The organism is Bifidobacterium sp. ESL0798 (assembly GCF_029395415.1).
Lineage (GTDB): Bacteria > Actinomycetota > Actinomycetes > Actinomycetales > Bifidobacteriaceae > Bifidobacterium.
This window is the reverse complement of record NZ_CP113914.1, coordinates 1,904,854-1,931,568: the sequence shown is the minus strand read 5'-3', so window position 1 is coordinate 1,931,568 and position 26,715 is coordinate 1,904,854. Positions and strand designations below refer to the sequence as shown.

Below are 26,715 nucleotides of genomic sequence, written 5' to 3'. Positions count from 1 at the left end.
TCAGGCGGTGTGGTTGATGCCGCCCATGAGTGTGGCGCTTGGCCTGAAACCGTCGGCATGTTGATGCTGCATGTTTTGAAGGTCCTCAAGCAGGGCATCGACCTCGCGCTTGAAATCCTTGTCTTTGCTTTCGGTTTCGGCGATGGACTTCAGCAGGGAGCCGTCGCCCTTCTCCAACGCGCTGCGGAACATCTGCACCCAGAATCCGGGCATGCTGTTGCCGGAGATGGCCAAATAGAGCGTTCGCGCGACCACGGCTGCGTCAAGGTTGCTCCACTGTTCGACGGTCGTCTCCTTGGCGAGCTTGGACCACATCGCGGATATCGAGAGCAGGCCGCCCACCGAGAATTCCAGCAGGACGTCTTGGTTGATCGTCATATCCCGGTCGAGATGCTGCCATTCGATGAAACTGTCGCGAATCGCGTCGTGCACGGTGAACAGCAGGAACGGGGAGGTGTGACTGCCTACGGTCAACGCAATACGGTCGAGATAGATACGGTTGGCCTGCACGCCGATGAGTTGCATAACGACGCCGTTCCACGCCTTGGACGGGTCATCGGTGAATTCGGGTATTGCTCGTCTCACGCCCTCGACCGCGTGCTGAACGGCGGTTTCGGCGAGATTGTTGAGTTTGCAATAGTGATAGTAGAAAGAGTTACGGTTGACGCCTGCCATATTGACGATGTCGGTGACGGTGATTTTCGGATAATCGCGCTCCTCAAGCAACTTCCAGAACGCATTCTCCATACGTGTCGTAGCCGGCAATTGATTTGAGTCTTGTCGGGGTCTAGACATTCTGAGCCTCCTGATGATTGAGAAAATTCTATGTGAAGAATTTCTGTATTGATTCTAAAGGATAATGGTTGACGATTTTTGTTAAACGATGATTGTCGCGTAGAGAAAACTTTTCGACGCTTCATTATACATAAAATTGTGTATATTAAATTAGATTAATTACGTATTTTAATCCAGTTTTTTATACACAATGTCGAAATTTTATAAATTAAAATGTGATGTAAATCACATTAATTAAAAAATCGCTTTTAAATATACAACGAACATTCAAAGCGCGATAGATTGACAGTATGGATATTCATACTTATCGGTTAATGGTCGGTGGGTTCGGTGCCATTCATCACGAACAGAGTAAAGGTGTCGAGTCCTATGTGTTGTTGTTGCCTAATTCAATAGACAATAAAACGTTTGACGCAAAAGCAACTTTACGTCAAGCAAAAAGTGTCAAAAGTGATGAAAAAATTAATCGATGATGATAGATCGTTGCAATTGCCTTCAATCAGACCCGCAGGCGTCGCCTCTGATGTGCCTTCTCCGTCGTGGCTTTTGCGTGAGGGCGATACCGTTTTCGCGGTTCTCGAGGATACTGATGAAGTGGCTTCGTTGCGAATCATATATAAGGATGACCATTCGAATGATAGCCCGGCAAAAAGCGGAGAAGTGACGCTCGAAGAGATTTCACGGGTGAAATTGCCTGCCAAGTCCGGCCCTACCCATGCGGCTATTGCCGTTGATCCCCAACTTGGCCGTCACCTGATTACCGCCGATTATGTGGACGGCACGGTCTGCGTTCTGCCTATCGGCGAGGGCGATGTGCTGGGGCCGGTGGCGCAGGTGCTGCATGGCGGCCCTGATCGTCATGGGCCGTTGCCGGCGCAAGAGGGGCCGCATGCGCATTGGATTCTTCCCCTGCCTGACGGGCGTGTGCTCACTACTGATTTGGGTGCCGACCGTATTCATATTCATCACTGGGCCGGTTCGCGTCTGGTTCGTACGGGATTCGTCTGTCTTGCCCCCGGCACCGGTCCGCGGGACATGCACGTTTTGCCGGGGCCGTCCGGCGACTGGCGTATCGCGGTTGTGGACGAATGGGGTTGTACGGTGACCATCCTTGAGCCTGTCGATCGCAATGGCGTAGGTTCGGCTGTCGGACAGGATGGCAAGGACGAGAAGCAGTCCGAGGAGTTCTGGGTGGCCCAGACAGTGGGTCTTGGTGGCGATGGAGGGGAACACCCCGATCAGGCAGCTTCCTTGGCTTTTGTGCCGGATGCCCTTCGCATCACCGATTCCTCCGAGGATGAGGATCAGGACACCGAAGTGCCGCCTTTCTCCCGTGGTTTCGTCTATGTCGGGCTGCGGGGCTCCGACCGTATCGTGACGTTGTATTGGGACGGCGACAGGTTGGGCCGTCTGGCCGAAGAGGGCGATCCGAGCTGGAAGGGTCGCGGCGTCTCGAGTGGCGGCAAGCGTCCTCGGCACATCCTGGCCGTCGGCGACATGCTTGTCGTGGCCAACGAGGTCAGCGACAATCTGAGTCTTTTCCGCTCGGCCGCCGACGGTGAGCCCGTGCATATCGGTGATTGTCCTGCCGGATCGCCGACGGTCGTGCTGCCCCTGGCCGGCATCTAAAGCGTTCTTTGCGTCACTGCGACAGCTTTGGAAAGATCATTGGACAGATGAGGGCACGTGCATGTTGTCGGTGCCCTTTTATCTGTTTACGTTGAAAGTATGTTTGCTTAAATTATCGATTTAAAATATAAAATAATAAAATATGTCAAACGAACTTTCAACGTTTCTTTTTTCTGTTGACGTGAGCACATTTTTGTCGTTGACGTAATGTTGAACGTTAAAAAAGATGTGAACGGTTGATACTGGGGGTAGAGCGGCTAAAAAAGAGGGGTGAATTCAGAAACCTTGCTGTTTTGACCGGAAATTCCCGTGAAACGTGCTTAACGCTCCCGACATCCCCGCTGTTCGTTGTTATTCCGGTAAAAGTTCAGGTCGGAATATCGTGAGACGGGCGTTTGAGGGCCAATTGCATATTCGACCATAAAATACAGTCAATTATTGTATATTATAAGTGCAAAATCGCTTTAACTGTATAAAAAAATCCTCAAAAATGTATTTGTATTCTATGCTTGAAGCTTAATCCTAGGTTGGTTCGGACGGTTTATCTGATGGATTTATTCTTCAGCCGCCTAGATGGCGTTGATCGACTCTGCACCATGACTGGGGCTGGCATGACCTGTAGGAGGTGGTGATTTGCGTCATTGCCGGCGCCATTTTACGCTTGAATTGCAATATGTGATTGAACTTCATCGGATGGACTGATACTTTGGCGCCGCTCATCCCGACTCGGGGCTGTCAAGAGCATGGAAATAAGTGTGGGTATATATAAGGTGTCTTGTGTTAATCATGTGTTCGGGTGAGTCAAAAGGGCCGCTCGATCGCTCGTGTTTGGGCTGCGGATGGGGTTGACCGTCAGCTGCTATGCTGCCCTTGGTCGGCCCCGGTTGTATACTTGGTAAGTTGTGTGTCGCTGTTGTGCGCCAAAACGCAGGATAACGGCATCAAGACTTGCAAGTCAAAACAGTATAGGGAGTCCATTATGGCAGCTCGTTGCGCAGTGTGCGGCAAGGGACCGCAGACCGGTTACAGCGTTTCGCATTCACATATCCGCAATAAGCGCACCTTCAACCCGAACCTTCAGTCGGTTCACACCACTATCGACGGACAGAACGTCCGCGTTCGCGTGTGCGCCAAGTGCCTCAAGGCAGGCAAGGTTCAGCGCGTGGTTGCGTGAAAACGCGGAAAGCAATTTTGAAAACCTCTGATGTCATTCGGCGTCGGAGGTTTTTTCATGCCTGATTCGGATCCGGGGATGAAGATGAACGCCCCGCCGTTTTCGCAACGATTTCGATAGTTGCTTTAATTACGAACGTAAGTTATATTAGTTTTGAACGTAATTTTAGATATGAATTACGCTACTTCACATCGTTCGAAAGAGGCAATGTTGGAATCAGCGATTGTTTTCAATGTTCAGAAATTCAGTCTTAACGACGGACCGGGCATACGAACCGTGGTCTTTCTCAAAGGCTGCCCATTGCGGTGCGGCTGGTGCTCCAATCCGGAGAGTCAGAAGAAGACTCCTGAGATTGAGTGGGATGAGCGTTCTTGCGATGGCTGTGACGCTTCCGATGCTCTCGCCCGTAAAGTCGGTTTCATTAAAACCGGTGCGCGGCGAGGGCCGGACGTGACTCGCCTGCAAATAGGCGACGTGCAGGTCGATGAAGCATTGAAGGATTGCCCCGGTCTCTCTGTTGTCGGAGTGAGGCGCACGAGTGATGACGTGCTTGAGGAATGTCTGCAGGATGAGCCGTTTTACGAGGAAGGTGGGGGAGGTGTCACGCTTTCCGGCGGTGAGCCGTTGGTTTGGGGACATTTCTGTGTCGAGCTGCTCGATAAGCTCAACGCTCGTGGCGTCGACACCAGTATCGAGACGACCGGTCATGTGCCCGAAAAGGTTTTCAGGGCAGCAATCGGGCATCTCGATCATATTTTCATGGATATGAAGCAATATGACACGGACCTTCACAAGCGGGGCACCGGTGTCGGCAACGAGCTGATTCTTAGGAACATGGCCTATGCGGCGTCAACGGGCAAAGACCTTTTGATTCGTACTCCCGTCATTCCCGGTTTCAATGACTCGCTTGAGGATGCAAGGGGCATGGCTCGTAAACTCAAGGCAATAGGCGTCGATAAAGTGCAGCTGCTGCCGTTCCATAATTTCGGCGAATCAAAGTACGAGTTGCTGGGTCGCGAAGACTACGCGTTCAAGGGTGTACCCAACACGCATCCCGAAGATATCGAGGATTTCAGGCAAGTGTATCTTGATGAGGGCGTGGAGGCTTTCTTGTAGGTTTCTTCTTTCGAATACTTTCTTCCAGCAGTTTCGTGATTACTGTTTTGATAGGGTCAACGAAAATAGTGGCTTTGGCTGAGTAAGCAAAAAGCTTTTGTTCGAAAGTCGATCTGTTTGTTATTCCTTGGTATTGGGTGTTAGGCTGGCAGGGTAGACGAAGCGTGAACCTGATTACGGAAGGCGGGTCAATGGAAACGAGGACGAACCGGATTCTCGAGCTGCTCACCGAGCACAAACGTATCGAGGTCGCCGCGCTTGCCGAAGAACTCGGGGTTTCCGAAGTCACCATGCGCAAGGATCTGAGTGGACTCGAAAAGCGCGGCATCATCGATCGTGAGCACGGATTCGCCGTGCTGAAAAGCGCTGACAACATGGAGAGTCGGCTTGCCTACCATTACGAAGAAAAGCTGAAAATCGCCAAGCGTGCAGCGCAGTGTGTCCATGATGGCGATACGGTGATGATCGAGAACGGCAGCACCTGTGCTTTGCTGGCCGCTGAACTGGTTTCGACCAAAAACGATCTCACCATCATCACCAACAGCGCGTTTGTCGCCGGATATGTGCGTGGCAAATCCCAAAGCCAAATCATCCTTTTGGGTGGAATATACCAGCAGACGGCGCAGGTCATGGTCGGACCGATGGTTGAGCGTTGTCTGAAGGGCATGTACGTCGATATTCTGTTCGCCGGCACCGACGGTTACAGCGAGGAGACAGGATTTGCAAACCGTGATTCCCTGCGGGCCGAGACCGTGTGCGATATGGCGCAACATGCAGGCCGTGTGGTTGTGGTCACCGAAAGCAGCAAGTTCTCGAGACGGGGTACCGTGCCTCTTGAATTCGGAGACAAAGATGTCGCCACATTCACCGATGCCGGACTTTCGGATGCAGCCAGGGACATGCTGGACCGGCACGGTGTCGACATCGTCACGGTCTGATATTTCGCTGTAGGGGAAATATTTTATTCTGATTGAGCTTTTCTGCCCATATGTGTTCTTTGTCTGCCTTATCTCGGATTTGCGCTGCGGATGGTTATCTGCAATTTCTGATGGCGGAGTAATAGATAATCTTTTATTTTTAAAGCTTTAGTAAGCGTTGCCTCCATGCTTTCTCTTTGATTTCGGCATTGAGGAATAGGCAAAATATTTCTCGAAGAGATCTAATCGAAAGTTTTTTATTTACGAACAAAAGATAAATCGCTTACGAAATTGACAAAAAAACTTTCTTTCGTTATTCTGAAGCTACGTAAGTGATGTAGCTTACATTTATGAAAGGAAAGTACGATGAGTGATTCACATTTTGGAAAGCTCACTGACAGGATGAACTCTTTCCGCGATCAGCTGTTGGATGCAGTGCCGCAGATCGATGTCGATCGGGCGATGATCACGACCAAGGTCTATCAGGAGCAGCAGGATCAGCCTTTGGCCATCAAACGTGCCATTATGCTCAAGGAGATTCTTGAGCAGATGCCGATTTTCATTGAGCCCGAGACGGTTATCGCCGGCAACCAGGCTTCGAAGAACAGGTCGGCGCCGATTTTCCCGGAATATGCGATGGACTGGGTGATCGATGAACTCGACCAGTTTGAAAAGCGCGATGGCGATGTGTTCACCATCACGGAGGAAAACAAGGAAAAGCTGCGTTCCATCTATCCGTTCTGGAAGCACAACACGCTTCAGGACCGCGGATTGGCGGCCTTCCCTCCCCATTCCAAGCTGTTCTACGACCTCGGCATCATCAAGTCCGAAGGCAACATCACCTCGGGCGACGCCCATTGCGCCGTCAATTATGAGGGATTGCTGAAGCTGGGACTGAAGGATTATGCGCGTCGCGCCCAGGAAAAGCTTGACGCTCTCGATCTGACGGATTACCGCAACATTCATAAGAGCTACTTCTATCGGGCCATTCTCATCGTGGTCGATGCCGTCAAGGAATTCGCCGGTCGATATGCCTCGTTGGCTCGCCAGCAAGCCACGGAATGCTCGCAGAGGGGCGACGAACGTCGTGCTTCGGAACTGTGTGGGATGGCCGAGGCACTGGATCATGTGCCGTATGAGCCGGCACATACCTTGCGCGAAGCGGTGCAATCGGTCTGGCTGATTCACCTCACGCTGCAGCTCGAGTCCAACGGCCATTCACTTTCCTACGGCCGCATGGACCAATATCTGTGGCCGTACTATGAAAACGATCTGAAGACCGGTCGGATCACGGCGGACGAGGCCGATGAGCTGATGTGCAATCTGTGGCTCAAGACCTTCACCATCAACAAGGTCCGCCCGTGGAGCCACACCCAGTTCTCCGCAGGTTCACCGCTCTACCAGAATGTCACCGTGGGTGGCCAGAAGCTGGTGGACGGCGAAGCGCGCGACGCCACCAACCCCATGAGCTGGCTGATTTTGAAGTCTGTGGCCCAGTGCCATCTCACCCAGCCGAACCTCACCGTCCGTTATCATGAGAACCTTCCGGACGATTTCATGAACGAGTGCATCGAAGTCGTCCGTTGCGGTTTCGGCATGCCCGCCTTCAATGACGACGAGGTCATCATTCCCAGCTTCATCGAAAAAGGTGTGGCCCGCGAGGACGCCTACAATTATTCCGCCATCGGCTGCGTGGAAACGGCAGTGCCGGGCAAATGGGGCTATCGTTGCACCGGCATGAGCTTCCTCAATTTCCCGAAGGCGTTGCTGATTGCCATGAACAACGGCGTCGACCCTCAAAGCGGCAAGAAGCTCGTTGAAGGCACTGGGCATTTCAAGGACTTCACAAGTTTCGATCAGGTCATGCAGTGCTGGGATAAGGTCATTCGTGAGATGTGCCGGCAGTGTGTCATCATCGACGCGACCTGCGATATGGTACTTGAACACGACACGGCGGATATCCTCTGCTCCTGCCTGACCGACGATTGCATCGAACGCGGCCTGAACATGAAGGAAGGCGGAGCCGTCTACGACTTCATCTCCGATCTGCAGGTGGGCATCGCCAATCTCGCCGATTCTCTAGCGGCCATGAAGAAAGTGGTCTTCGAAGAGAAGAAGGTGACGCCTGAAGAGCTCTGGGACGCCATGCAGGACAATTGGCAGGGCGAAAAGAACGAACATATCCGTGAGCTGATGAAGGCCGCGCCGAAGTACGGCAACGACGATGATTATGTTGATTCGCTGATTCGTCAGGCCTATGACATCTATATCGACGAAATGAAGAAGTACCACAACACCAGGTATGGTCGCGGCCCGATCGGTGGCATCTACTATGCCGGTACCAGCTCGATTTCGGCGAATGTTCCCCAGGGCGCCGGGACACTGGCCACTCCCGACGGCCGTGCCGCAGGTGAGCCCCTCGCCGAAGGTTGCAGCCCTTCGCATTCCGCCGATCAGCACGGCCCGACCGCCGTGTTCAAGTCGGTCTCCAAGCTACCCACCGATGACATCACCGGAGGCGTGCTGCTCAACCAGAAGATGACTCCGCAGGTGCTTTCGAAGATGGAGAACAGGCAGAAACTCGCTTTGCTGACCCGTGCGTTCTTCGACAAGCTTCACGGCTACCACGTGCAATACAACGTCGTCTCCCGTGAAACGTTGCTTGATGCGCAGGTCCATCCTGAAAAGCATCGTGATCTGATCGTTCGCGTCGCCGGTTACAGCGCGTTCTTCGTGGTGCTGTCCAAGGCGACCCAGGACGACATCATCGAGCGGACGGAACAGACGCTGTAATCCGCGATCCGCGATTGGTCGCTGAACTGTTGGCAATGAAAGGAAATAACCATGAAACTCATCATTGATGATGCGGATACCGAGGCCATCAAACGCTTGGTCGAGTATTATCCGATCGATGGTGTGACCACCAACCCCTCGATTCTGGCGAAGGCCGGACGCCCGCCTTTCGAGGTGCTGCACGAGATTCGCTCGATTATCGGGCCGGATCGCGAGCTGCACGCGCAGGTGGTCGCCAGAGACGCCAAAGGCATGGTCGCCGATGCCCATCGGATCGTCAAGGAGCTGGGAGACAACACGTTTCCCAAGGTTCCGAGCGTTCCGGAAGGGTTCAAGGCCATCAAGCAGTTGTCGGGCGAAGGCATCAACGTGACTGCGACCGCGATCTATACGCCTTTGCAGGCGTTCATAGCGGCGAAGGCAGGAGCAGTGTATGCCGCCCCGTACATCAACCGCATCGACAATATGGGTTACGACGGAGTCGGCGTCGCGTGCAAGATTCATGACATCTTCAAGGCCAACAACCTGCATTGCGAAGTCCTCGCGGCGAGCTTCAAGAACTCGCAGCAGGTGCTTGACCTGGCAGTTCATGGTGTGGGCGCTGCGACGATAGCGTCTTCGGTCATCGACTCGCTGACCAAGAACGCTGCAATCGATGCGGCAGTAGATGATTTCGTGGCCGATTTCGAAGGTCTTGTCGGCTCCGGAAAGACTATGGCCACTCTGTAGGCTCATCGGTTTTGTAGGTCCGGTCAAAGCGGTTCGGTGATTTTCAGTATTTATCTGTGTCATCGTGGTCATTGAACCGTCAGGTTTTGCCAGTGGGTTTCAGAGTTTCGTGATATTGGAGCCTACTGGTGAGAACCTCAATAACAAATAAAAAAATACGATGATTTGTTAATCATAATTTAAACGTGGAAGCTATGTCGCTTCCATGAATTCTGATAAAAATTTCGATTTTCCAATGGATTTCTAGGTCGAACTATACCTTGAAGCTCCAATATAAATAACGCAAGGATGCATCATGAAAATTCTGGCCATTGATATCGGCGGAACCAATATCAAATATGCGTATATGTTGGAGAACAGCTCGATTACCTCCCGTGGGTCGATTCCCACCCCGCAGGAAGGTCGTGATGAATTGATTGCGGCGTTGACTCAGCTTTTCAAGCAGGAGCCCGGGGTGCAGGGCATTGCCATCTCGATGCCGGGCATCATTGATTCGGACGAGGGATATTGCGCGATGGGCGGAGCGTTGCGCTACAACGACGATTTTTATCTTCGTCATGAGCTGTTCAGTCATTGCCCGGTGCGTATCGTGATGGACAACGACGCGAAGTGCGCGGCCACCGCGGAGGCGACCGTCGGTGCGCTGAAGGATGTGAGCGATGGCTTTGTCCTGCTGTTCGGAACCATGATCGGCGGCGGCATCATCAAGAACCATGTGCTTCATCGCGGCCCGCACTTCTCGGCCGGCGAAGTGAGCTACATCATCACTTCGCACGATGAAGGGCCGACCCGTGAAGGGGTTTGGGGCAACCAATGTGGAACGCCTGCCCTGTGCGCGAATTATGCGAACATCAAGGGCGTGGATCCGGATTCCATCAATGGTGTGAAATTCTTTGAAGCGGTGAACGCGGGGGAGCCCGAGGCGTTGGATTGCCTGGATCATTATGCCCACGACATCGCGGTGCAGATATTCAATATTCAGAACATCGTCGATCCGGAACGGTTTGCCATCGGTGGCGGCATCTCGGCTCAGCCTGCGTTCATCGAAGCCATACGCGCCAATCTGCAGAAGCTGTACGCGACTTGCCCGTACTTTGTCTCCCAGGCAGATGTGGTCAGCTGCAAATTCCGGAATGACGCCAACTTGGTGGGTGCTTTGCAATGTTACCTGCGTGGCGTCGACGAACGTGAATACTTCGTCAACAAGGAGGATGTGGACGGATCGATCGAAAAGTCGAAACAACAGTCCGACGGTGAAGAGGAAAAGGTACCTGAAGGCAAGGTGCTGGTCAACAACTTTCAAAGTGAGTGAATGACATGGCCAAGAAAAAGAGTTTGCTGAACGTCGTCATCGATGGTATTTCCGGGATTTTCCTGCCGATTGTGAACCTGCTTTCCGCGGCGGGCATCATGAAGGGTGTGCTGATCATCCTGACCAGCTGCAAGGTGCTGGATGCGTCCGGCAATACGTATCTAGTGCTTGACGCGATGGCATCGTGTGTGTTCACCTTCCTGCCCGTCATGCTTGCGTATACGTCCGCCAAGCAATTCAAGACCAATCCGTATATCGCGGTTGTCATCGCCTGTCTGATGCTGTATCCGGCGCTGGTGAAAGTGCAGGAAAAGGGCACCACTCTGTCCTTCTTTGACATACCGATGTTGGGTGTCAAATATGCTTCAAGCGTGCTGCCCATCATTCTGGCGATTGGTTTGCTGCGCTTCGTGCAGCAGTGGCTTGACAAGGTCCTGCCGGAGGTGATTCGCGGATTCCTCACGCCGCTGATCTGCGTCTTGTTCGTCGGCTCGGTGACGTTGCTGCTCTTTGGGCCGTTCGGCAAAGTGGTCGGTGACGGACTCGCCGCCGGATACGAATGGGTATATGCGCTTTCGCCGATTGTCGCCGGGCTGCTGTTGGGCGCTGCCGTGCAACCGATGGTCATTTTCGGTTTCCACTGGAGCCTGATCCTTATCGGCATGAACAATCTGGCGGTTTCCGGGCACGATACGGTACTCGCTCTGATGGGACCTCCCGTCTTTGCGCAGGCAGGGGCCGCGCTGGCCGTTATGCTCAAAAGCCATGACGCGCCGTTCAAGACGACCTGTATTTCCGCCAGTATCTCGGCTTTGTTCGGCATCACGGAACCGGCCATGTTCGGCGTGAACCTCCCTCGTAAGATGCCTCTTGCCGCTGTGTGCATCGGTGGCGGTGTGGGCGGTGCCATTGCCGGATATTCCGGAGTCCAAGCCCATGCTTTCGCGCTTCCCAGCATCGCCACGTTGCCCGTTTTCTTCGGCCACGGTTTTGTGACCTACGTTATCTCCTGCGTGGTCGCCATGGTGGTCGCCTTCCTGCTGACGCTCGTGTTCAAGTTCCCTGTGGACAACTTGGACGATGAAAATGACGAGGTTCGCTCCGAGGAAGACCGTGAGATGCTCGAAGAAAACTCACAGGCCGAAGGTGAAACCTCTGCGAATTCCGAAGTGGGTATCGCCGCTGACGTAATCGCAACGGCCAAAGCTGCAGTATAGGCTTAACTGCGTCAATCGCGAGTAGCAAATAGCAAATAGCAAGTAATCAATAGTAATTTGAAAACCTCCGTACGTCGTTCGGCGTCGGAGGTTTTTCTATGCACGGCCCGTTCTCGTAAGTAAAAGTAGGAAGTGGCGGGATTGGATAGTGCGATGATGCACTGATTACAGGCGTTGCTGATACGGTTGTCCACCGGCACGCTAATAATCAAAGTTTGCTTTTGGAATTGAGGGGTTCCTGCCAATATAAAGTGGACGCGGTTTGCGTCACCCTTGTAAATGGAAGCGCGCTTCAAGGCGTGATACACGAATGGCCCGTGCAACCGTAAACGGTGATAAGACGCGGGTATGAAATGGAGAAGAACAAACATGGGTTCTACCATGTCTAGGTCAACTGCGCCTGAAAATGAGACGCTATCGGCAGAAGATGCAGCGGCACAATCTGCAGTCAAAAATGAATCCGTATCGGCACCTCACACGCCGATGAAGGCACGCGTGGACGTCAAGCATCCGAACCTGACGATGCTCGGCCTTTATCTCGGGGCTTTTCTGGGCATGCTCAGCGAAACCGCGATGAACATCGCATTGCCGGCCCTGAGCAAGAGTTTCGGCATCGGCCAGGGTACCGCGCAGTGGATGGTGGTGGGCTACATGCTCGTCATCGGCATCGTGCTGCCGTTCACCAGCCTGCTGTTGAAGTGGGTGCCCTCCAAGCCGCTGCTGCTTTTCGCGCTGGCCATGTTCTTCATCGGCTCGTTGATCTCGGGCCTCGCGCCGACGTCTATGTTCGGCGTGCTGCTGGCAGGTCGTATGATTCAAGGCATCTCGACCGGCTTGGCTCTGCCGATGATGTTCTCCGTGATCCTTGAGGTCTTCCCCCTGAACAAGATCGGCGCGGCGATGGGCATGGCCGGTCTCGTGGTCATGTTCGCCCCGGCCATCGGCCCCACCCTTTCCGGTGCGTTGATCGGTGCGTTCTCGTGGCGTGCGATTTTCTTCTTCTTCGCGGTGATTGCAGCCGTCGCTTTCGTCTGCGCCTGCATCTGGATGGTCAACGCCTATAAGCTGACCCGTCCGAAGATCGACATCATCTCCTGCATCGCCTCGATTCTCGGCTTCGGCGGCCTGGTGTTCGGCGTAAGCCTGATCAGCGATATCGGCTTCACCTGGCAGGTCATCCTGATTCTCGTCATCGGCATCGCTGCGGTCGCCTTCTACAGCTACCGCCAGATGCATATGGCGAACCCCATCATCAATCTTCGTGCCTTCGGCATCCGCCAGTTCACCACCTGCGCCCTGATCGTGATGATGAACTTCGGCATCACCTTGGCCACCATGTATCTGATGCCGCAGGAACTGCAGAACGGCATGGGCGTGGCCGTGGCCATGACTGGCCTGGTGATGCTGCCCGGCGGTGTGGTCAACGCGCTGGTCTCCATGCTCTCCGGCCGCCTCTTCGACATCGTCGGCCCGAAGTGGCTTGTGCGTGGTGGCCTGGTGCTCTCCATGATCGGCGTTGTCCTGCTGATGCTGGCAGGCCCGACCGCTCCTGTGGCATACATCATCTTCGCGCATGTCATCCTGATGATCGGCGTCCCGATGGCGATGAACCCGGCCCAGTCCTCGGCGCTCGCCTCGCTGCCGCAGCACCTGTCGACCGATGGCTCCACCATCTTGAACACCATGCAGCAGGTCTTGGGCGCGGTCATCACCGCCGTGGCCACCATTCTGCTGGCTGCCGGCCAGGCCTCCTCGCACACCGGCGGCAAGGCGATGGCCTTCGTTACCGGCTCGCGCTGGGGCTTCGCCTTCGCGCTGGCGCTGGCCATCGTCGCGTTCGTCATCTCCTTCGGCATGGCCAAGCAAACCAAGTCGGATGACGCCTCCAAGCGCTGATGGGTCTGTGAACGTTGGTTGGGAAGTCGTTGCCCAAACGACTTTATCCGATTAATTCCGCACAAGTTGACAAATAGGTTTTGCAAATTGGCTGAATACAGTCATTTTGAGAAAATGTATTTGTTAACTTGTGCGGAATTTTCATATCGGAAAGTGATTTCGGCCATCTTACGATGCAGATAAATCAGCAAAGCTTCGTCAATAAATAAAGTATTACTTTTATATTTCTGTGTTGTGAATAGAGGTTTGGCATGTCAAAGTTTTCTGGCCGTTCGTCGGTCTTCAATAGAATGAAGATATGAGCAATACCGTCACCCTCACCACTCCGATTTCCTCGCTGATCGCCAACAAACGGCGGGTCAGCGCGCTCAAAGGACTTGGCGTGGTGAGCGTCGGCGACGCCCTGACCTATTATCCGTTCCGTGTCACCGAGCCGGTGCCGCTGCGTCCCATCCGCGAAGCGAGGGTCGGCATGCCGATGGCGTTCGCGGCGGTGGTGCGCTTTTCTCGGATTATTCCCATGGGCGGCCGTCGTGGTTTTCGCCTTGAGGCCGTCGTTGACGACGGTGCGTTCGCCGCAAGTCGGCAGGTGGCCGGTTCCAGTTGCAGGCTGGTCTTTTTCTCGCACAAAAAGCAATATATGGACTGGATGGGCGGACGCCTGCGTTCGGGCGCGGACGTCGTGCTTGCCGGCACGCCCACCGAGTTCAACGGCCAGCTGCAGTTCACCCACCCCGAAGTGCTCACGGTGATGCCGCAAGGCGCGAACGTTTTCGTTGACCCGGTCGCAGCGTCCGGTTCCGCAAGTGCCGGCGAACTTTCTTTTGATGACATTTCCAACGGGGCCGATGCACAGCCTCCAACGCAAAGTGGCGCATCGGCTGCTGCCGGTGTTCCCGCTTCGCATTCCCAGCAAGCTCAAGCCCTCAATGCCCTGAAATTCGACGCGTCAACCGCCTACGAGGCGCTGCAGCATGTCTGTCGGCCGCGGCCGGTCTACCACGCCAATTCGCGCATCTCCACCGAACACATCCACGAATCCATCGTCGCGATGCTCGATGCGTTGCGTGCAAGCGGGGAAGCAGCGCTCAAAAAAATGACGGCACCGGTAACGATCCTGATAGGCAAAATGACGGATTATCGGAAAGTGATAGCAAAGACAATAATGCTAGCTATGTTTCCAATAATGCTGTAAACGATGGCGACGGCAATAATCCCATAGATAATAAAGTAGACGAGCTTGCCTTGCGCGCTGCGATTGACGACGTGCTGCCACAAGAGGTGATTGATTCCAAGCATCTTATGCACCGTGCAGATGCCTTTGCCGCCATTCATGATCCGCAATCGACCAAGGCGTTTCATGCTGCTTTGGCCACGTTGCGATATGAGGAGGCATTCGTTTCGCAGATTTCCGTGTTGCAGGAACGGGAGGACGCGCGTAAGGCCAAGACCTTTGAATGCAAGGATTCCAGGTTGCGGGATGCGTTTGTCGTCTCACTGCCGTTTACGCTGACCAAAGGCCAACAGGACGTCATTGATACTATCTGCGAGGACATGGGGCAAAGCTATCCGATGCAACGTCTGCTGCAGGGCGAGGTCGGCTCCGGCAAGACGGTAGTGGCGCTCGCGGCCATGCTGCAGGCCGTAGGTTCCGGAAATCAGGCCGTTTTGGTGGCACCGACGCAGGTGCTGGCCGAGCAGCATTTCGAGACCATCAGCCGTATGGTTGGCAAGGTTTCCGAAAGCAAGTCTTCGAGCATTCCGGTGACGCTGCTGACCGGCGGCATGAAGCTTGCGGCCCGGCGAAAGGCGCTCGCGACGGCGGCCAGCGGAGAACCCGGCATCATCATCGCCACGCACGCGGCGTTTTCCAAGGTGTTCCAGGCGCCGAACCTGGCACTGGTGGTCATCGACGAGCAGCATCGCTTCGGCGTCGAACAGCGCGAGATTCTGCGCGAAAAAGGCGAGAAGACGCCGCACTTGCTGGTCATGACCGCGACTCCGATTCCGCGCACTGCTGCGATGACGTGGTTCGGCGACCTTGATATTTCCTGGCTCACCGAATTGCCCGGCGGGCGCAAGCCGATCCGTACGTTCATCGTGCCCGAAGCCGACGGCAATATGATGGCGCAGATGTTCGTCCACATCCGCCGACGCATCGATGCGGGGGAGCGGGCGTACGTGGTCTGCCCGCGTATTGATGCCGATGAGGCCGAGCGAGGCAGCGATGGATGGTCCTGCGAAGCGAGCAAAGTCTGGTCGCGCGGGAGAAGAAAACGACAACGACGATTTCGTTGAGATTGACGATTACGGCGATGAGAACGCGGACGGTACGCCTCGCGAACCTAAGCCGCCGCTGCACGCCGTCGATGAGATTGCGCAAAGGCTTTCGTCGTTGCCGCAGTTCGCCGGTATCGAATTCGCTACGTTGACCGGTCGGGATGACGACGAAACCAAGCGAGCGGTGATGGCCGATTTCGAATCTGGCAAGACGCCGATTTTGGTGGCGACCACGGTTATCGAGGTCGGGGTCGATGTACCGCAGGCAAGTTGTATTACGATATTCGACGCCGATCGTTATGGGCTTTCCCAGCTGCACCAGCTACGTGGCCGTGTCGGCCGCGGCGGTACCGATTCCTGGGCGTTCCTCGTTTCGCGCGCCGAGCCGGGCGGTATCGCCGAGCAGCGTCTGAAGGTCATCGAAGGCTCGCTCGACGGGGCCGAAATCGCGCAGGCCGACCTCGAACTGCGCGGCGCCGGCGACGTATTGGGCGACGCCCAGTCCGGCGGCAAGTCCGGCCTGAAGCTCCTGCGCGTGGTCAAAGACGCCAAGATCATCGCCGATGCCCGTGAGGCTGCCGAAGTGCTGCTCAAGCGTGACCCGACGCTGGGCGACCAACCTCAACTTGCCGGTGCCGTCCTCGACTTCACGCGTGGTGGCGAGTCCGAAATTCTGAGCAACTGAGTTCTTTATACAGCTATAAGGTGTAATTATGCGTGTGATTGCGGGACGATTCAAGGGATTCGAGCTAGCGAAGGCCAAGCCGGGCACCAGACCGACGACGGACCGGACCAAAGAGGCCATTTTTTCCAAGCTTGAGGCATGGGGCATGTTGGATGAGGCCCGCGTGCTCGATCTGTTCGCGGGAACCGGTGCGCTGGGCATCGAGGCGTTGTCGCGCGGCGCCGATGAGCTGGTCGCCGTCGAATCGGCTGGTCCGGCTTCCGCTCTGATTGACAAGGAACTGGTTGGTCTGAAACGCAACCGTTCGTGGGATGCCCGTACGATGAAGGCCCGTGTGATGCGCAAACGCGCCGAACGTATTGCCTCCGGTTATGACGGCCCCGTTTTCGACGTGATTTTTGCCGATCCGCCTTACGCGCTCACCACGGAGGAGTGCAACCAGCTCATCGCCGACTTGGTCGCGTCCCCTGCTGCCGACAGGCAAACAGTAATAATTTTCGAGCGTTCAACCCGTTCCGACCCGCTGACGATGCCCGAAAACTGGCAGGTCAGCGACCAACGTCACTACGGCGAAACCGAGGTCTATTACATCGACCACGAATAGTCGATTATGCTTGATTTTGTCGGCTGAGTACGGGAAATCCGTAAAAAGTCCTCCGGGAAGTCGTTGAGAACGTCACTTGTAAGTCAGCGGAAACATCACCGGAGGTTTCTGAAAAGTTACTTATCCTGCGAGGTCTTGCCGCCGTCGATAACGAACTCGGCGCCGGTGCAATAACTCGATTCGTCGGAGGCGAGGAAGAGCACCAGATTCGCCACTTCCTCAGGCTTGCCGATTCGTTTGAGCGGAATGCCCTTGATCTGCGGGTTCCAGATATCCGGATTCTGTGCAATGGACTGCTTGATCATGTCCGTTTCGATCATGCCGGGATGCACCGAGTTGGCGCGGATGTTGTAGTCTCCGAGTTCGACTGCGGCGGCTTTGGTAAGCCCGCGTACCGCGAATTTCGAAGAATTGTAGGCGTAATGTCCCCACATTCCCCGCAGCCCTCCGACCGAAGAGATATTGATGATTGAGCCGATATCCGCCTTGCGCATCGACGGTTCCACGGCCTTCATGCCAAGGAACGTGCCGAATTGGTTAACCTCCACGATTTTCTTGTATCCCTCGAAGTCGGTGTTTTCGAGGCTCAGCGTCTTGCCGCCGGGAATGGCGATGCCCGCGTTGTTGACCAGCACGTTCACATGGCCAAATTCGGTTTCGGCATAGTCCACGACCTTCTGCCAATCCTCCGGTTTCGTGACGTCCTGGCGCATAAACCGGGCGTTTTCACCCAGCTCGTCCGCCACATGTTGCCCAGCCTCGTTCATGTCGGTGAGCACGACCTGCGCGCCCTCTTCAACCAGACGTTTGGCGTCGGCAGCCCCCATGCCGCCGGCCGCTCCCGTGACGATGGCTATTTTCCCGGAAACTCTGCCCATGATCAGCTCCTTAGCTTTATGGATATGTCTGTTCCATAATAGGTGTGAATCGATCTCTTTTGCGAGGGGTGTCTCGTACAAAACGGCCGAGGGTAATGATGTTGTTTATAAATAACATTGAGGGGTAAATCGAGGGCTATGTTATTTATAAATAACATTTTCTTATTGGATGTAATGGAAATCATTCTTTTCGATTATTGAAAAAGTGTAAGGGCCGTTTGTGTAAAGGCAAAGCATGACTAATTGGGGTTGCTAGGTAATGGTGTAGAAGAAAGCGCTTTGTTTCGAAGTCTATGCATGCAACTTGCGCGGATGACTGCCGGAGACTTCCCAGCCCAGTGCCATCAGCGTCTTGCGGTCGGCTTTGTCTAGGGCTTTGCAGTCGAGCTGCTCGATGAGGTCGGGGCGCAGTTGGTCGGTGTGGGCGATGGCCTCGTCGCGGCGGAATCGGTCGACCTTGCCGTGATCGCCGCTGGTCAGCACCTCGGGCACTCCCATGCCGCGCCAGACAGCCGGTTTGGTGTACTGGTAGTGCTCCAGCAGCGCGTTCTGCCCGGTGTAGGATTCTTCCACTATGGAGTCGGGGTTGCCCATGAAGCCGGGCATCAGGCGGGTGATGGCTTCAAGCATCACCGAGACGGCCACTTCCCCTCCATTCAGGACGTAATCGCCGATGGAATACTCTCGTACGTCAATGCCCTGGGCTCGGTAATAGCGGGGGATTCGTGCGTCATAACCTTCGTAGCGTCCGCAACCGAAGAGCAGGTGCCCGGCCCGCGAAAGCTCGGTCGCGTCGCGCTGTGTGAACAGCGGCGCCGAGGGATTCGGGAAAATAAGAACAGGCTTGGCAGTGGTTTGGCCAGTTGCCATGGAAGTGGTCGTTTTGTCATCCGAATCGTTCTGTGCGTCGTCGGAAGTGCCATCGTGTGTTTGGAAAGATAATTGAGAGTCGTTGATACTTGCCAAAGATTCTTGGGTATTGTCGTCGTCATTAATTTCGAGGGGTTCCATCCCAAGCAGATCATCCAGGCATTCGGCCCAGACCTCTGGCTTCATCACCATGCCGGCGCCGCCGCCGACCGGGGTGTCATCGACGGAATGGTGCACATCGTGGGTCCAGTCGCGCAGATCGTGCGTCTTCACGTCAAGTAGTCCGCGCTCGATGGCTTTGCCAAACAGGCCGACGTTGAGGGCTTCGAAATATTCGGGAAACACGGACACGATATCGATTTTCATGTCTTCAACCATATCGTGACCCCACCCATCTGGATAGGTGAGACTCCCAATTGGGTGAGAAGCGTGCCCAATAAACGGTCTCCAAGGTATAAAGCTGGTTCGGTAATCAGAATATCACCGAACAAAAAAGTGTAGGTGTCAGATGAATTGTCTCTGATATCTACACTTTATACGAAGTTTGGCGAGATAGATTTACAAACCGGGAATCAGACCAACCGGAGGGTCGAGCGTGAGGTACTGCTCATCCAGGTCGATGTCGGGTACCAATTCATCAACGAATGGAACTAACGCTGTTTTGATGATTTTAGCGTCGTTGTTCTCGTTGTTTCCGTCAGAAGGCGCCGGAATAAAGTTTCCGTCTTTCTGCTCGATGACGGGGTTCGTCAAGCGTATTTTCAGCAGCGATTGCGCAGGGCCATCGATGACGTCCACGACCTTGCCGATAATCTGTCCGGCCTTTGCCGCACTGATTCCGTTGGTCGGATTGTCCGTGACGCGTGCCTCGAGTCCGATAAGATCCTTGGGATACCAAGCATCCTCTTCGGCCATTTCTTCGGGGTCGTCGGCTTCGACATAGAGTTCCAGGCCGTTCAAGGTCTCGGAGGCGTCACGATCATCGATACCCTCGAGATGAAGAATCCAACGATCCTTGAACGTGCGGGAATGCGCGATGGAGTAGGTGTGCTCGCCATCTTTGGTATACAGCACCGAACCGGTGGCAAACCGGCGTTCCGGTTCGTCGGTGAATGCGCGGACATTGACTTCGCCTTTGAGCCCTTGGGCACGGCCGATACGGCAGACCCTCAACAGTTCACGCTGCTGAGGGTCTGCCTGCTGCGAAATGGTTTCGTCGCGATTCACTTGCGAACATCCATGATGTCGACGCGCACCTTGTGGTCGGACAAGGCCTGCACCACGGTACGGATGGCATTGGCGGTGCGGCCGGAGCGGCCGATCACGCGCCCGATGTCTTCAGGGTTCACACGCACCCGCAACAATTCGCCGCGGGCGTTCTCGTGGGACTTCACCGACACATCATCGGGGAAGTCGACGATATTGGAAATGAGGTGTTCCACAGCTTGCGCGAGCATGATTACTCAGCCTTCTCGGTCTCTTCGGCCTTGGCTTCTTCAGCGCCGGCTTCGTCAGCCTTTGCTTCGTCGGCCTTGGCGGCTTCCGCTGCCTTCTCGGCCTCGGCCTTCGCCTTGGCTTCGGACTGCTTGGCCTTGCGCTTCTGAGCGTCGGCCTCAGCGGCCTCGACGCGAGCGGCGGCATCCGGGCCGGCTTCGGCGGTCTTCAGCGTGCCTTCAGCACCAGGCAGACCCTTGAACTTCTGCCAGTCGCCGGTGATCTTCAAGAGGTTCAGCACCGGTTCGCTCGGCTGTGCGCCGACGCCGAGCCAATACTGAGCGCGCTCGGAATCGATCTTGATCAGCGAAGGCTGCTGGTTCGGATCGTACTGTCCAATCTCCTCGATCGACTTGCCATCGCGCTTTTTGCGCGAATCCATGATGACGATGCGGTAGACGGCATGGAACTTCTTACCCATGCGCTTCAGACGAATCTTGGTAGCCATTGTGGCTCTCCTTGTAGGTATCATTGCGGTTTCTTGCCCGTATGTGGGGCATACTTGCTCGAATCCGCGTTGTCCCTCACGGCCTGCGGGAATGAGAGGGCCCCGCACCCGTGAATAACTTATCAACTATAGCTCGCCGGCTGGATAGACGATCGGTGCTTGCCTTGATGAGGACGAGATCTTTGGCTTGAGAGAAGACGGCATATAATCAATGCGACTCAATATAGTGTCGCTTATAGGAAAATCGGAGAGGATGCCATGGAAATCGGTTCGGATATCTGGCGAGATCATGCACTGGGTGCGTTGCGAGGGCTTTCCTTGGGCGACGCGCTCGGCATGCCGACCCAGAGCATGAGCAAGGAGCGGATTGAGTCGACTTACGGAAAAGTGACGGGACTGGTGGATGCGGCAGCCGACCAGCCGATTGCGCCCGGTATGCCCGCAGGCTCGGTGACCGACGATACCGAGCAGGCTCTGCTGGTCGCTCGCCTCATCGATGAAGGTGACGGGCATATCGATCCAAGGCGTCTGGCCTCTGAGCTGTTGGCTTGGGAGGACGATATGAAACGTCGCGGTTCCCTCGATCTGCTCGGGCCTTCCACCAAGCTTGCGCTTCAGCAGGTCAGGAATGGTGCCGATATCACCAAGACCGGGCGTACGGGAACGACGAACGGATCGGCGATGCGCGTGGCATCTGTCGGCATCGCCCATGATGCGTCTCAAGCTTCGTTCGCCGATTACGTCTATGAATCCTGCCGTGTGACCCATAACACCGTTCCGGGTTTTCAAAGCGCATTGCTGGTTGCCGCCGCCGTCAGCTTCGGCGTTGCGGGGCAATCTCTGCGTCCGTCCCTGCAACAGGCTCTGGAACTGGCTGAAAACACTTCGTATAAGAGGGCTTCCTGGAGCCCCAAGGCGAGCGTCGTCGCACGTGTCGGTTTGGCCGTCAAAGCCGCGCAGGACACTGCCGATGAGAATGAGTTCATCGAGCGGTTGCGGCGGGCGTTCGGCACCTCGGTCGAATCCAACGAGTCGGTTCCCGTGGCGTTCGCATTGGCGTACCGATATGCCGATGAACCGTTGAAGGCGTTGCTGGCCTCGGCCAATATCGGTGGCGATACCGATACGATCGGTGCGATTTGTGGGGCGATGTTGGGGGCGGCGTCGGGTGCGGACGCGTTTCCGGGTGCACTGACCTCAAAGGTCGCCGTTGTCTCTCATCTCAACCTTTCGCAATCGGTGGAACCGTTGCTCGAAATCCGCGAGAGGGAAGCGAAAGAGGGCGAAGCCGCCGATGCGTGAACCTGAATTGATTCATCTGGCTCAGGTATGTGTTGATCTGACGCTCTCGATCGACCACCTGCCCGATCGTGGAGGGGATATCTTCGCCAGCAATCAGGCGATGAGTGCCGGAGGCGGTTTCAACGTCCTCTACGCCGCGCGTCAGATGGGGGCGCGCGCAACATATCGGGGTGCCATTGGCACCGGCCCGATGGCCGACGTGGCCCGCAAGGCTTTGTCCTCGATCGGCGTCGCCATGGAAGGGGCCGTCCTGCCTGACCTCGATACCGGTTACAGCATTGCGATGACGGAACCGGACGGCGAGCGCACGTTCGTCTCGACCAGAGGCGCGGAAACGCAAGTGCCGGAGGATTCCTACGAGAATATCGAGCTTGTCGACGGCGATGTGGTCTATATCTGCGGCTATTCGTTTTCGCACCAGAAGAATGCGGAGGCGATACGCCGATTCGCCGCGAAAAATGCCGGCTGGAACAAGGGCCACGTCGTTGTTGACACCAGCCCCATGATTGCCGACATCGGTGATGAAAGCCTCAAAAGCCTGCGGACGCTGCACCCGATATGGACGATGAACGAGCGCGAGACCGCCATTCTTTGCTCGCGTTTCGCGCTTGACGCCGGACCTGAGGATTACGCGGAGCAATGCCGCCTGCTTGCAAGGTATTTCGGCGATCCGGTGATCGTGCGTGTCGGCGCTTTGGGCGCTTGGTATGGTGACGGGCGCCAAGACAGGAAGGGCAACGAACAGTCTGTAACGCATATCCCGGCCCTTGAAGTCGCCGCTGTGGACACGAACGGGGCGGGAGATACGCATGCGGGCGTGTTGTGTGCGGCTTTGCTCGAGTCGAATGACATTATTCATGCGTTGGAGCTGGCCAACTGTGCTGCCGGGTTGTCGACGTGCCATTCGGGCCCGGCCACATGCCCGCCCCGTTCCGATATTGAATCGGCGATAAGTCGGCTATTATGATCGGGTTTTCATTTGAAGCGGCCGTATAGTCGCGGCAATGATTCGCGTATGGAATCTCAGGAAAAATACGAAAGGGTGGCATCTATCCGAAAAGGAAGATGTCACCCTTCATTCAAGCAAGGTAATGGTTGATTCAACCGAAGCAAATCAGCCAGTTAAGGGAATCGTCGATATCAGACGCTTGCCGGTGCGTCGAAGGTTGCGAGAATCTTGTCGAATTCCTCGTTGACCTCCTGAAGCGTCACCTCCTGCTCCACGCCTTCGCCCGCGGCTTCGATCAGCTTTTCGGCCGCCCAATCTTGAACCGGCCTTTCCTCAAGTGCTGCAGCTCGTTTCATAAGTGCGAGCTGGTCTTTGCTGAGGGTGATATTGAATTGAATGTCTGCATTTTGTGTGTCGTTCATAATATATCCTTCTTTGCATTCGACATTGAATTCATACTTTTAGTATCGGTTCAAGTCGACTACATAGCAACCAAATGGACAGCATATGGACACTCTTGCAGAAAGTCAATAGGCAGATACGTTATGTCTGGTTTCAGGCGTTTCAAGCGGGTGTCGGAGCGTGTCGGTGAAGCAGGGAAAAGCCATGAATCGCTTGGTTCGGACAAGGAATTCATGGCTTGAAAATTACCGAAATGGTTCTTGGCCGATTTTTGTATTTCGCTGTGAGCCAACCAACACTGGCCGGGATATGACAGAGCCGAGAATCACCGATGACGCAACTGGGCGAGCAACGCGAGATGGTCGCTGCCAGGGATGGCGAGGGTGCGTACGTTGGAGGCGGCGATACCCGAGGTCACGAGGATATGGTCGAGTTCCAGACGCGGCCAAACGAGCCACTGCGGGAAACTTGCCGCAGCGGCGTGCGAGGTGTCAAGCCCTGCATCTGCGAATCCTGCGTCGAGCAGTTTTCGGAAACTGGGGTGATCGAGATTGGAGTTGAGGTCGCCCATGATGATGGCTTCGGACGGGAATGTCTCTACTGCCGGTACGGAATTGCCGGGAGCATGACCGCCGAGGGTCGCCAGGCTGATGATGCCGTGGGACCATTCCCTGCATCCGCGCATGGGGGATTTGGGATGTGCGCTGTATACGGCCACACCGTTGATTTCGCAATATGGCACGTCCGCTGCGGCGACGTCGATGGTGCGTTCGGTGTGCACGTCTGGCCGGATTGCCGAAAAGATGCCGTTGAATCCGCCGTTGTCGTTCTCCTGCGCCTTGCCGAGCTGGCGGTAGGGGAGCAGCTTGGTGATGCCCGCTTGGTCGAGCGCGGAGACGAGATTTTGCGTGAGTTCCTGCAAGGCCAATATGGATACGCTATTGCCACGTACGGCGTCGACGATGGCCTGTGGATCGGCCAGACCATAACGGCAATTCAGCGTCATTGCAGTATAGGAATTATTGGTATTTTGGGCTTTCTGCCTGTCGGCTGTTTGCCGGCTCGGTTCGCCTGAAGTATGGTGTCTTCTGTACCAAGGTGACGCGAATACCCCGGTGAGTAGGGTCAATATCGTTGCGAAGACGACGATTACCCAATGCCGGGAAACAAGCGCCGCCGCCGCAATGACCATTGACGGCATCCACAAAAATCGGACGAACGCGATGAGATAAGGTATCGGGCCATGCCCGTCAGCACCCGCCGGCAGGAAACGCAACGCCCACCATAGGGCGACGAGACCCAGCAATATCGAAAGCGTGATTGCCATGGATTGCTTTCTTGGCTCTTAAGCCTGGTTCAGCCGAGCAGTCCGGCAAGGCCTCCGCCGAAGTTCGGCGGAAGGTTCGGGGTGCCGTTCTCGTCGGTGCCGGCGGCATTTATGGCTTCCTGCAAACCTGCCGGAAGGGCGGGGTTCTGCGGTTTCTTGGCAAAAGCGGAACCGCCGGAGTGCTTCTTGCCGGCAAGCTTCTGACGCAACGCCTTTTCCTCGGCTTCGCGCTTCATCGGGTTGCCAGACTTGGACTTGCCCTTCTTCTTGCCTTTCTTACCCTTCTTGCCGCCGTAACCGCCGCCCATCGCGGGGCCGCCGAAGCCGGGGATGCCGCCGCCGACCTTGTTGGTCATGCGCTTCATCATCTTGGCCGCCTGTTCGAAGCGTTGCAGCAGGCCGTTGACTGAGGAGACCGTGTTGCCTGAGCCGTAGGCGATGCGGGCACGGCGGGAACCGTCGATGATGGAGGGGTCGCGCCGTTCTTCCGGGGTCATCGAGTGGATGATGGCTTCGGTGCGATCGATTTCGTGTTCGTCAAGGGCCTCGAGTTCCTTGCGGTGTGCGGCCATGCCGGGAATCATCCCCAGCAGGCTTTTCATCGAACCGAGCTTGCGCACCTGTTCGAGTTGTTCCATGAAATCATCCAGGCCATAGGTGCCTTGCGCCATCTTCTTGGCGGATTCCATGGCTTCCTGCTCATCGAACTCCTTCTGCGCCTGCTCTATGAGGGTGAGGATATCGCCCATATCGAGGATGCGGGAGGCCATGCGGTCGGGATGGAAGACCTCGAAATCCTTGAGCCCTTCGCCGTTGGAGACGAAGAGGATCGGCTTGCCGGTCACGCTCGCGACGGAAAGTGCCGCGCCACCTCGTGCGTCGCCATCGAGCTTGGAAAGTACCACGCCCGTGAAATCCACGCCCTTGTTGAACGCCTCGGCGGTCTGCACCGCATCCTGGCCGATCATCGCGTCGATGACGAAGAGGATTTCGTTGGGATTGACGGCGTCGCGGATGTCGCGGGCCTGCTTCATCAGCTCCTCGTCAACGCCCAGACGGCCTGCGGTATCGATGATGACCGTGTCGTAAAGCTTGTCTTTGGCGTATTGAATTGAGTCGCGGGCCACATTTACCGGGTCTCCGGAGGTCTGGCCGGGAGCGGCGACGGCCTCGCCGCCGTCGGACTGCACGCCCTTCTCGGGAGCATAAACCGGTACGTCGGCGCGCTGGCCGACCACTTGCAGCTGCGTGACTGCGTTCGGACGCTGCAGATCGGCCGCGACCAGCAACGGGGTATGGCCCGAGTCCTTGAGCCAGTAGCCGAGCTTGCCTGCAAGCGTGGTTTTGCCGGCGCCCTGCAGGCCCGCGAGCATGATGATGGTCGGTGGGTTCTTGGCGAAGTTCAGTGGGCGGTCGACGCCTGCACCGAGAATCTGCGTCAACTCTTCGTTGACGATTTTCACCACCTGCTGTGCCGGGTTGAGCGCCTGCGAGACCTCTTCGCCGAGCGCGCGTTCGCGGATGTGGGAGGTGAAGGTTCGCACCACGTCAAGTGCCACATCGGCGTCCAAGAGAGCGCGACGAATCTCACGGATGGTGCCGTCGATATCCGCTTCGGTGAGTTTGCCTTTGCTCCGCAGGTGTTTGAACGCGCCCGAGAGCCTATCTGTCAAAGAACTGAATGCTGCCATAATGCGTTCTATTCTACCGGTTCGTAGGGAAAATGGCGTACTGAACAGCTGGGAACGTATTGAATGGCTGGGAGATATTGCAGCCCATGCATTGTGGAATGCCCGGCTGTTTTCTTGATTTGGTTCTGTCTGAGGCTGAGCCTTAGGCGGGTCTGATGTAGAGGTATTTGCAGATTTACCATGAAAAAATAAATAACATAATAGAAT

Annotated in this window: 22 protein-coding genes and 1 pseudogene; 14 read left to right on the top strand and 9 right to left on the bottom strand. The window is 55.6% G+C overall.

Translation table 11 applies throughout. The features are described 5' to 3' along the window. Positions 1-747, bottom strand: a complete 747-nt coding sequence (locus OZX74_RS07975; protein ID WP_277156391.1) for a TetR/AcrR family transcriptional regulator — start codon at positions 745-747, stop codon at positions 1-3. 338 nt (positions 748-1,085) lie between these two features. Between OZX74_RS07975 and OZX74_RS07970 the strand changes: the two genes are divergently transcribed. From OZX74_RS07970 to rsmD, 12 genes and pseudogenes are all read left to right on the top strand, one after another. Further along, complete coding sequence (locus OZX74_RS07970) at positions 1,086-1,268, top strand: hypothetical protein (protein WP_277156390.1); 183 nt, start codon at positions 1,086-1,088, stop codon at positions 1,266-1,268. Positions 1,269-1,284: 16 nt separating this feature from the next. Beyond that, a complete protein-coding gene (locus OZX74_RS07965) occupies positions 1,285-2,424 on the top strand; it encodes a beta-propeller fold lactonase family protein (protein WP_277156389.1) in 1,140 nt (379 codons plus the stop codon). A 979-nt stretch (positions 2,425-3,403) separates the two neighbouring features. After that, positions 3,404-3,598, top strand: coding sequence for a 50S ribosomal protein L28 (rpmB, locus tag OZX74_RS07960; protein ID WP_277156388.1), 195 nt, complete (start codon positions 3,404-3,406; stop codon positions 3,596-3,598). A 207-nt stretch (positions 3,599-3,805) separates the two neighbouring features. Next, entirely contained in the window at positions 3,806-4,714 is a 909-nt protein-coding gene (locus OZX74_RS07955) for a glycyl-radical enzyme activating protein (RefSeq protein ID WP_277156387.1), read from the top strand. Positions 4,715-4,905: 191 nt separating this feature from the next. Next, positions 4,906-5,652, top strand: coding sequence for a DeoR/GlpR family DNA-binding transcription regulator (locus tag OZX74_RS07950; protein ID WP_277156386.1), 747 nt, complete (start codon positions 4,906-4,908; stop codon positions 5,650-5,652). Positions 5,653-5,997: 345 nt separating this feature from the next. After that, positions 5,998-8,424 carry a glycyl radical protein gene (locus OZX74_RS07945; RefSeq protein ID WP_277156385.1) on the top strand — a complete coding sequence of 809 codons (2,427 nt, stop codon included), beginning with the start codon at positions 5,998-6,000 and terminating at the stop codon, positions 8,422-8,424. 51 nt (positions 8,425-8,475) lie between these two features. Beyond that, positions 8,476-9,153 (top strand): transaldolase family protein, encoded by a 678-nt coding sequence (locus tag OZX74_RS07940; RefSeq protein ID WP_277156384.1) that lies wholly within the window; start codon positions 8,476-8,478, stop codon positions 9,151-9,153. 295 nt (positions 9,154-9,448) lie between these two features. Then, positions 9,449-10,465 (top strand): ROK family protein, encoded by a 1,017-nt coding sequence (locus OZX74_RS07935; protein ID WP_277156383.1) that lies wholly within the window; start codon positions 9,449-9,451, stop codon positions 10,463-10,465. A 5-nt stretch (positions 10,466-10,470) separates the two neighbouring features. Then, positions 10,471-11,682 carry a PTS transporter subunit EIIC gene (locus OZX74_RS07930; protein ID WP_277156382.1) on the top strand — a complete coding sequence of 404 codons (1,212 nt, stop codon included), beginning with the start codon at positions 10,471-10,473 and terminating at the stop codon, positions 11,680-11,682. A 381-nt stretch (positions 11,683-12,063) separates the two neighbouring features. Then, the gene (locus OZX74_RS07925) at positions 12,064-13,578 is read left to right on the top strand and encodes an MFS transporter (RefSeq protein WP_277156381.1); all 1,515 of its coding nucleotides are present in this window, start codon (positions 12,064-12,066) and stop codon (positions 13,576-13,578) included. A 298-nt stretch (positions 13,579-13,876) separates the two neighbouring features. Next, positions 13,877-16,543 (top strand): annotated as a pseudogene (locus tag OZX74_RS07920) (ATP-dependent DNA helicase RecG). A 28-nt stretch (positions 16,544-16,571) separates the two neighbouring features. Beyond that, complete coding sequence (gene rsmD / locus OZX74_RS07915; protein WP_277156380.1) at positions 16,572-17,147, top strand: 16S rRNA (guanine(966)-N(2))-methyltransferase RsmD; 576 nt, start codon at positions 16,572-16,574, stop codon at positions 17,145-17,147. Positions 17,148-17,263: 116 nt separating this feature from the next. On the opposite strand, the gene OZX74_RS07910 is transcribed toward rsmD, so the two are convergent. From OZX74_RS07910 to rpsP, 5 genes are all read right to left on the bottom strand, one after another. Further along, entirely contained in the window at positions 17,264-18,025 is a 762-nt protein-coding gene (locus OZX74_RS07910; protein WP_277156379.1) for a glucose 1-dehydrogenase, read from the bottom strand. A 291-nt stretch (positions 18,026-18,316) separates the two neighbouring features. Further along, positions 18,317-19,261, bottom strand: coding sequence for a tRNA (guanosine(37)-N1)-methyltransferase TrmD (gene trmD / locus OZX74_RS07905; protein ID WP_277156378.1), 945 nt, complete (start codon positions 19,259-19,261; stop codon positions 18,317-18,319). Between the two features lie 192 nt (positions 19,262-19,453). Next, on the bottom strand, positions 19,454-20,104 hold the full coding sequence (gene rimM / locus OZX74_RS07900) for a ribosome maturation factor RimM (protein WP_277157471.1): 651 nt from the start codon (positions 20,102-20,104) through the stop codon (positions 19,454-19,456). 14 nt (positions 20,105-20,118) lie between these two features. After that, complete coding sequence (locus OZX74_RS07895) at positions 20,119-20,352, bottom strand: RNA-binding protein (RefSeq protein WP_277142488.1); 234 nt, start codon at positions 20,350-20,352, stop codon at positions 20,119-20,121. 2 nt (positions 20,353-20,354) lie between these two features. After that, on the bottom strand, positions 20,355-20,837 hold the full coding sequence (rpsP, locus tag OZX74_RS07890; protein ID WP_277156377.1) for a 30S ribosomal protein S16: 483 nt from the start codon (positions 20,835-20,837) through the stop codon (positions 20,355-20,357). A gap of 258 nt (positions 20,838-21,095) precedes the next feature. Here rpsP and OZX74_RS07885 point away from each other — a divergent pair, with 258 nt between their 5' ends. Both OZX74_RS07885 and OZX74_RS07880 read left to right on the top strand, forming a co-directional pair. Beyond that, complete coding sequence (locus OZX74_RS07885) at positions 21,096-22,139, top strand: ADP-ribosylglycohydrolase family protein (protein WP_277156376.1); 1,044 nt, start codon at positions 21,096-21,098, stop codon at positions 22,137-22,139. After that, positions 22,132-23,106, top strand: coding sequence for a PfkB family carbohydrate kinase (locus OZX74_RS07880; RefSeq protein ID WP_277156375.1), 975 nt, complete (start codon positions 22,132-22,134; stop codon positions 23,104-23,106). The genes OZX74_RS07885 and OZX74_RS07880 overlap by 8 nt, the downstream gene beginning before the upstream one ends. Before the next feature lie 173 nt (positions 23,107-23,279). On the opposite strand, the gene OZX74_RS07875 is transcribed toward OZX74_RS07880, so the two are convergent. The 3 genes from OZX74_RS07875 to ffh form a co-directional block, all read right to left on the bottom strand. Then, positions 23,280-23,510, bottom strand: coding sequence for a DUF1778 domain-containing protein (locus OZX74_RS07875; RefSeq protein WP_277156374.1), 231 nt, complete (start codon positions 23,508-23,510; stop codon positions 23,280-23,282). Between the two features lie 305 nt (positions 23,511-23,815). Further along, on the bottom strand, positions 23,816-24,817 hold the full coding sequence (locus OZX74_RS07870) for an endonuclease/exonuclease/phosphatase family protein (RefSeq protein WP_277156373.1): 1,002 nt from the start codon (positions 24,815-24,817) through the stop codon (positions 23,816-23,818). A 29-nt stretch (positions 24,818-24,846) separates the two neighbouring features. Continuing rightward, positions 24,847-26,508 (bottom strand): signal recognition particle protein, encoded by a 1,662-nt coding sequence (gene ffh, locus OZX74_RS07865; protein WP_277156372.1) that lies wholly within the window; start codon positions 26,506-26,508, stop codon positions 24,847-24,849. Positions 26,509-26,715 lie beyond the last annotated feature (207 nt).

What these genes read in the sequence shown, in the direction of transcription:
- OZX74_RS07975 (WP_277156391.1), bottom strand. Translation starts at nt 747, where the DNA reads ATGGAGAATGCGTTCTGGAAGTTGCTTGAGGAGCGCGATTATCCGAAA.
- OZX74_RS07970 (WP_277156390.1), top strand. Translation starts at nt 1,086, where the DNA reads ATGGATATTCATACTTATCGGTTAATGGTCGGTGGGTTCGGTGCCATT.
- rpmB (WP_277156388.1), top strand. Translation starts at nt 3,404, where the DNA reads ATGGCAGCTCGTTGCGCAGTGTGCGGCAAGGGACCGCAGACCGGTTAC.
- OZX74_RS07955 (WP_277156387.1), top strand. Translation starts at nt 3,806, where the DNA reads ATGTTGGAATCAGCGATTGTTTTCAATGTTCAGAAATTCAGTCTTAAC.
- OZX74_RS07950 (WP_277156386.1), top strand. Translation starts at nt 4,906, where the DNA reads ATGGAAACGAGGACGAACCGGATTCTCGAGCTGCTCACCGAGCACAAA.
- OZX74_RS07945 (WP_277156385.1), top strand. Translation starts at nt 5,998, where the DNA reads ATGAGTGATTCACATTTTGGAAAGCTCACTGACAGGATGAACTCTTTC.
- OZX74_RS07940 (WP_277156384.1), top strand. Translation starts at nt 8,476, where the DNA reads ATGAAACTCATCATTGATGATGCGGATACCGAGGCCATCAAACGCTTG.
- OZX74_RS07935 (WP_277156383.1), top strand. Translation starts at nt 9,449, where the DNA reads ATGAAAATTCTGGCCATTGATATCGGCGGAACCAATATCAAATATGCG.
- OZX74_RS07930 (WP_277156382.1), top strand. Translation starts at nt 10,471, where the DNA reads ATGGCCAAGAAAAAGAGTTTGCTGAACGTCGTCATCGATGGTATTTCC.
- OZX74_RS07925 (WP_277156381.1), top strand. Translation starts at nt 12,064, where the DNA reads ATGTCTAGGTCAACTGCGCCTGAAAATGAGACGCTATCGGCAGAAGAT.
- rsmD (WP_277156380.1), top strand. Translation starts at nt 16,572, where the DNA reads ATGCGTGTGATTGCGGGACGATTCAAGGGATTCGAGCTAGCGAAGGCC.
- OZX74_RS07910 (WP_277156379.1), bottom strand. Translation starts at nt 18,025, where the DNA reads ATGGGCAGAGTTTCCGGGAAAATAGCCATCGTCACGGGAGCGGCCGGC.
- trmD (WP_277156378.1), bottom strand. Translation starts at nt 19,261, where the DNA reads ATGAAAATCGATATCGTGTCCGTGTTTCCCGAATATTTCGAAGCCCTC.
- OZX74_RS07895 (WP_277142488.1), bottom strand. Translation starts at nt 20,352, where the DNA reads ATGCTCGCGCAAGCTGTGGAACACCTCATTTCCAATATCGTCGACTTC.
- rpsP (WP_277156377.1), bottom strand. Translation starts at nt 20,837, where the DNA reads ATGGCTACCAAGATTCGTCTGAAGCGCATGGGTAAGAAGTTCCATGCC.
- OZX74_RS07885 (WP_277156376.1), top strand. Translation starts at nt 21,096, where the DNA reads ATGGAAATCGGTTCGGATATCTGGCGAGATCATGCACTGGGTGCGTTG.
- OZX74_RS07880 (WP_277156375.1), top strand. Translation starts at nt 22,132, where the DNA reads ATGCGTGAACCTGAATTGATTCATCTGGCTCAGGTATGTGTTGATCTG.
- OZX74_RS07875 (WP_277156374.1), bottom strand. Translation starts at nt 23,510, where the DNA reads ATGAACGACACACAAAATGCAGACATTCAATTCAATATCACCCTCAGC.
- OZX74_RS07870 (WP_277156373.1), bottom strand. Translation starts at nt 24,817, where the DNA reads ATGGCAATCACGCTTTCGATATTGCTGGGTCTCGTCGCCCTATGGTGG.
- ffh (WP_277156372.1), bottom strand. Translation starts at nt 26,508, where the DNA reads ATGGCAGCATTCAGTTCTTTGACAGATAGGCTCTCGGGCGCGTTCAAA.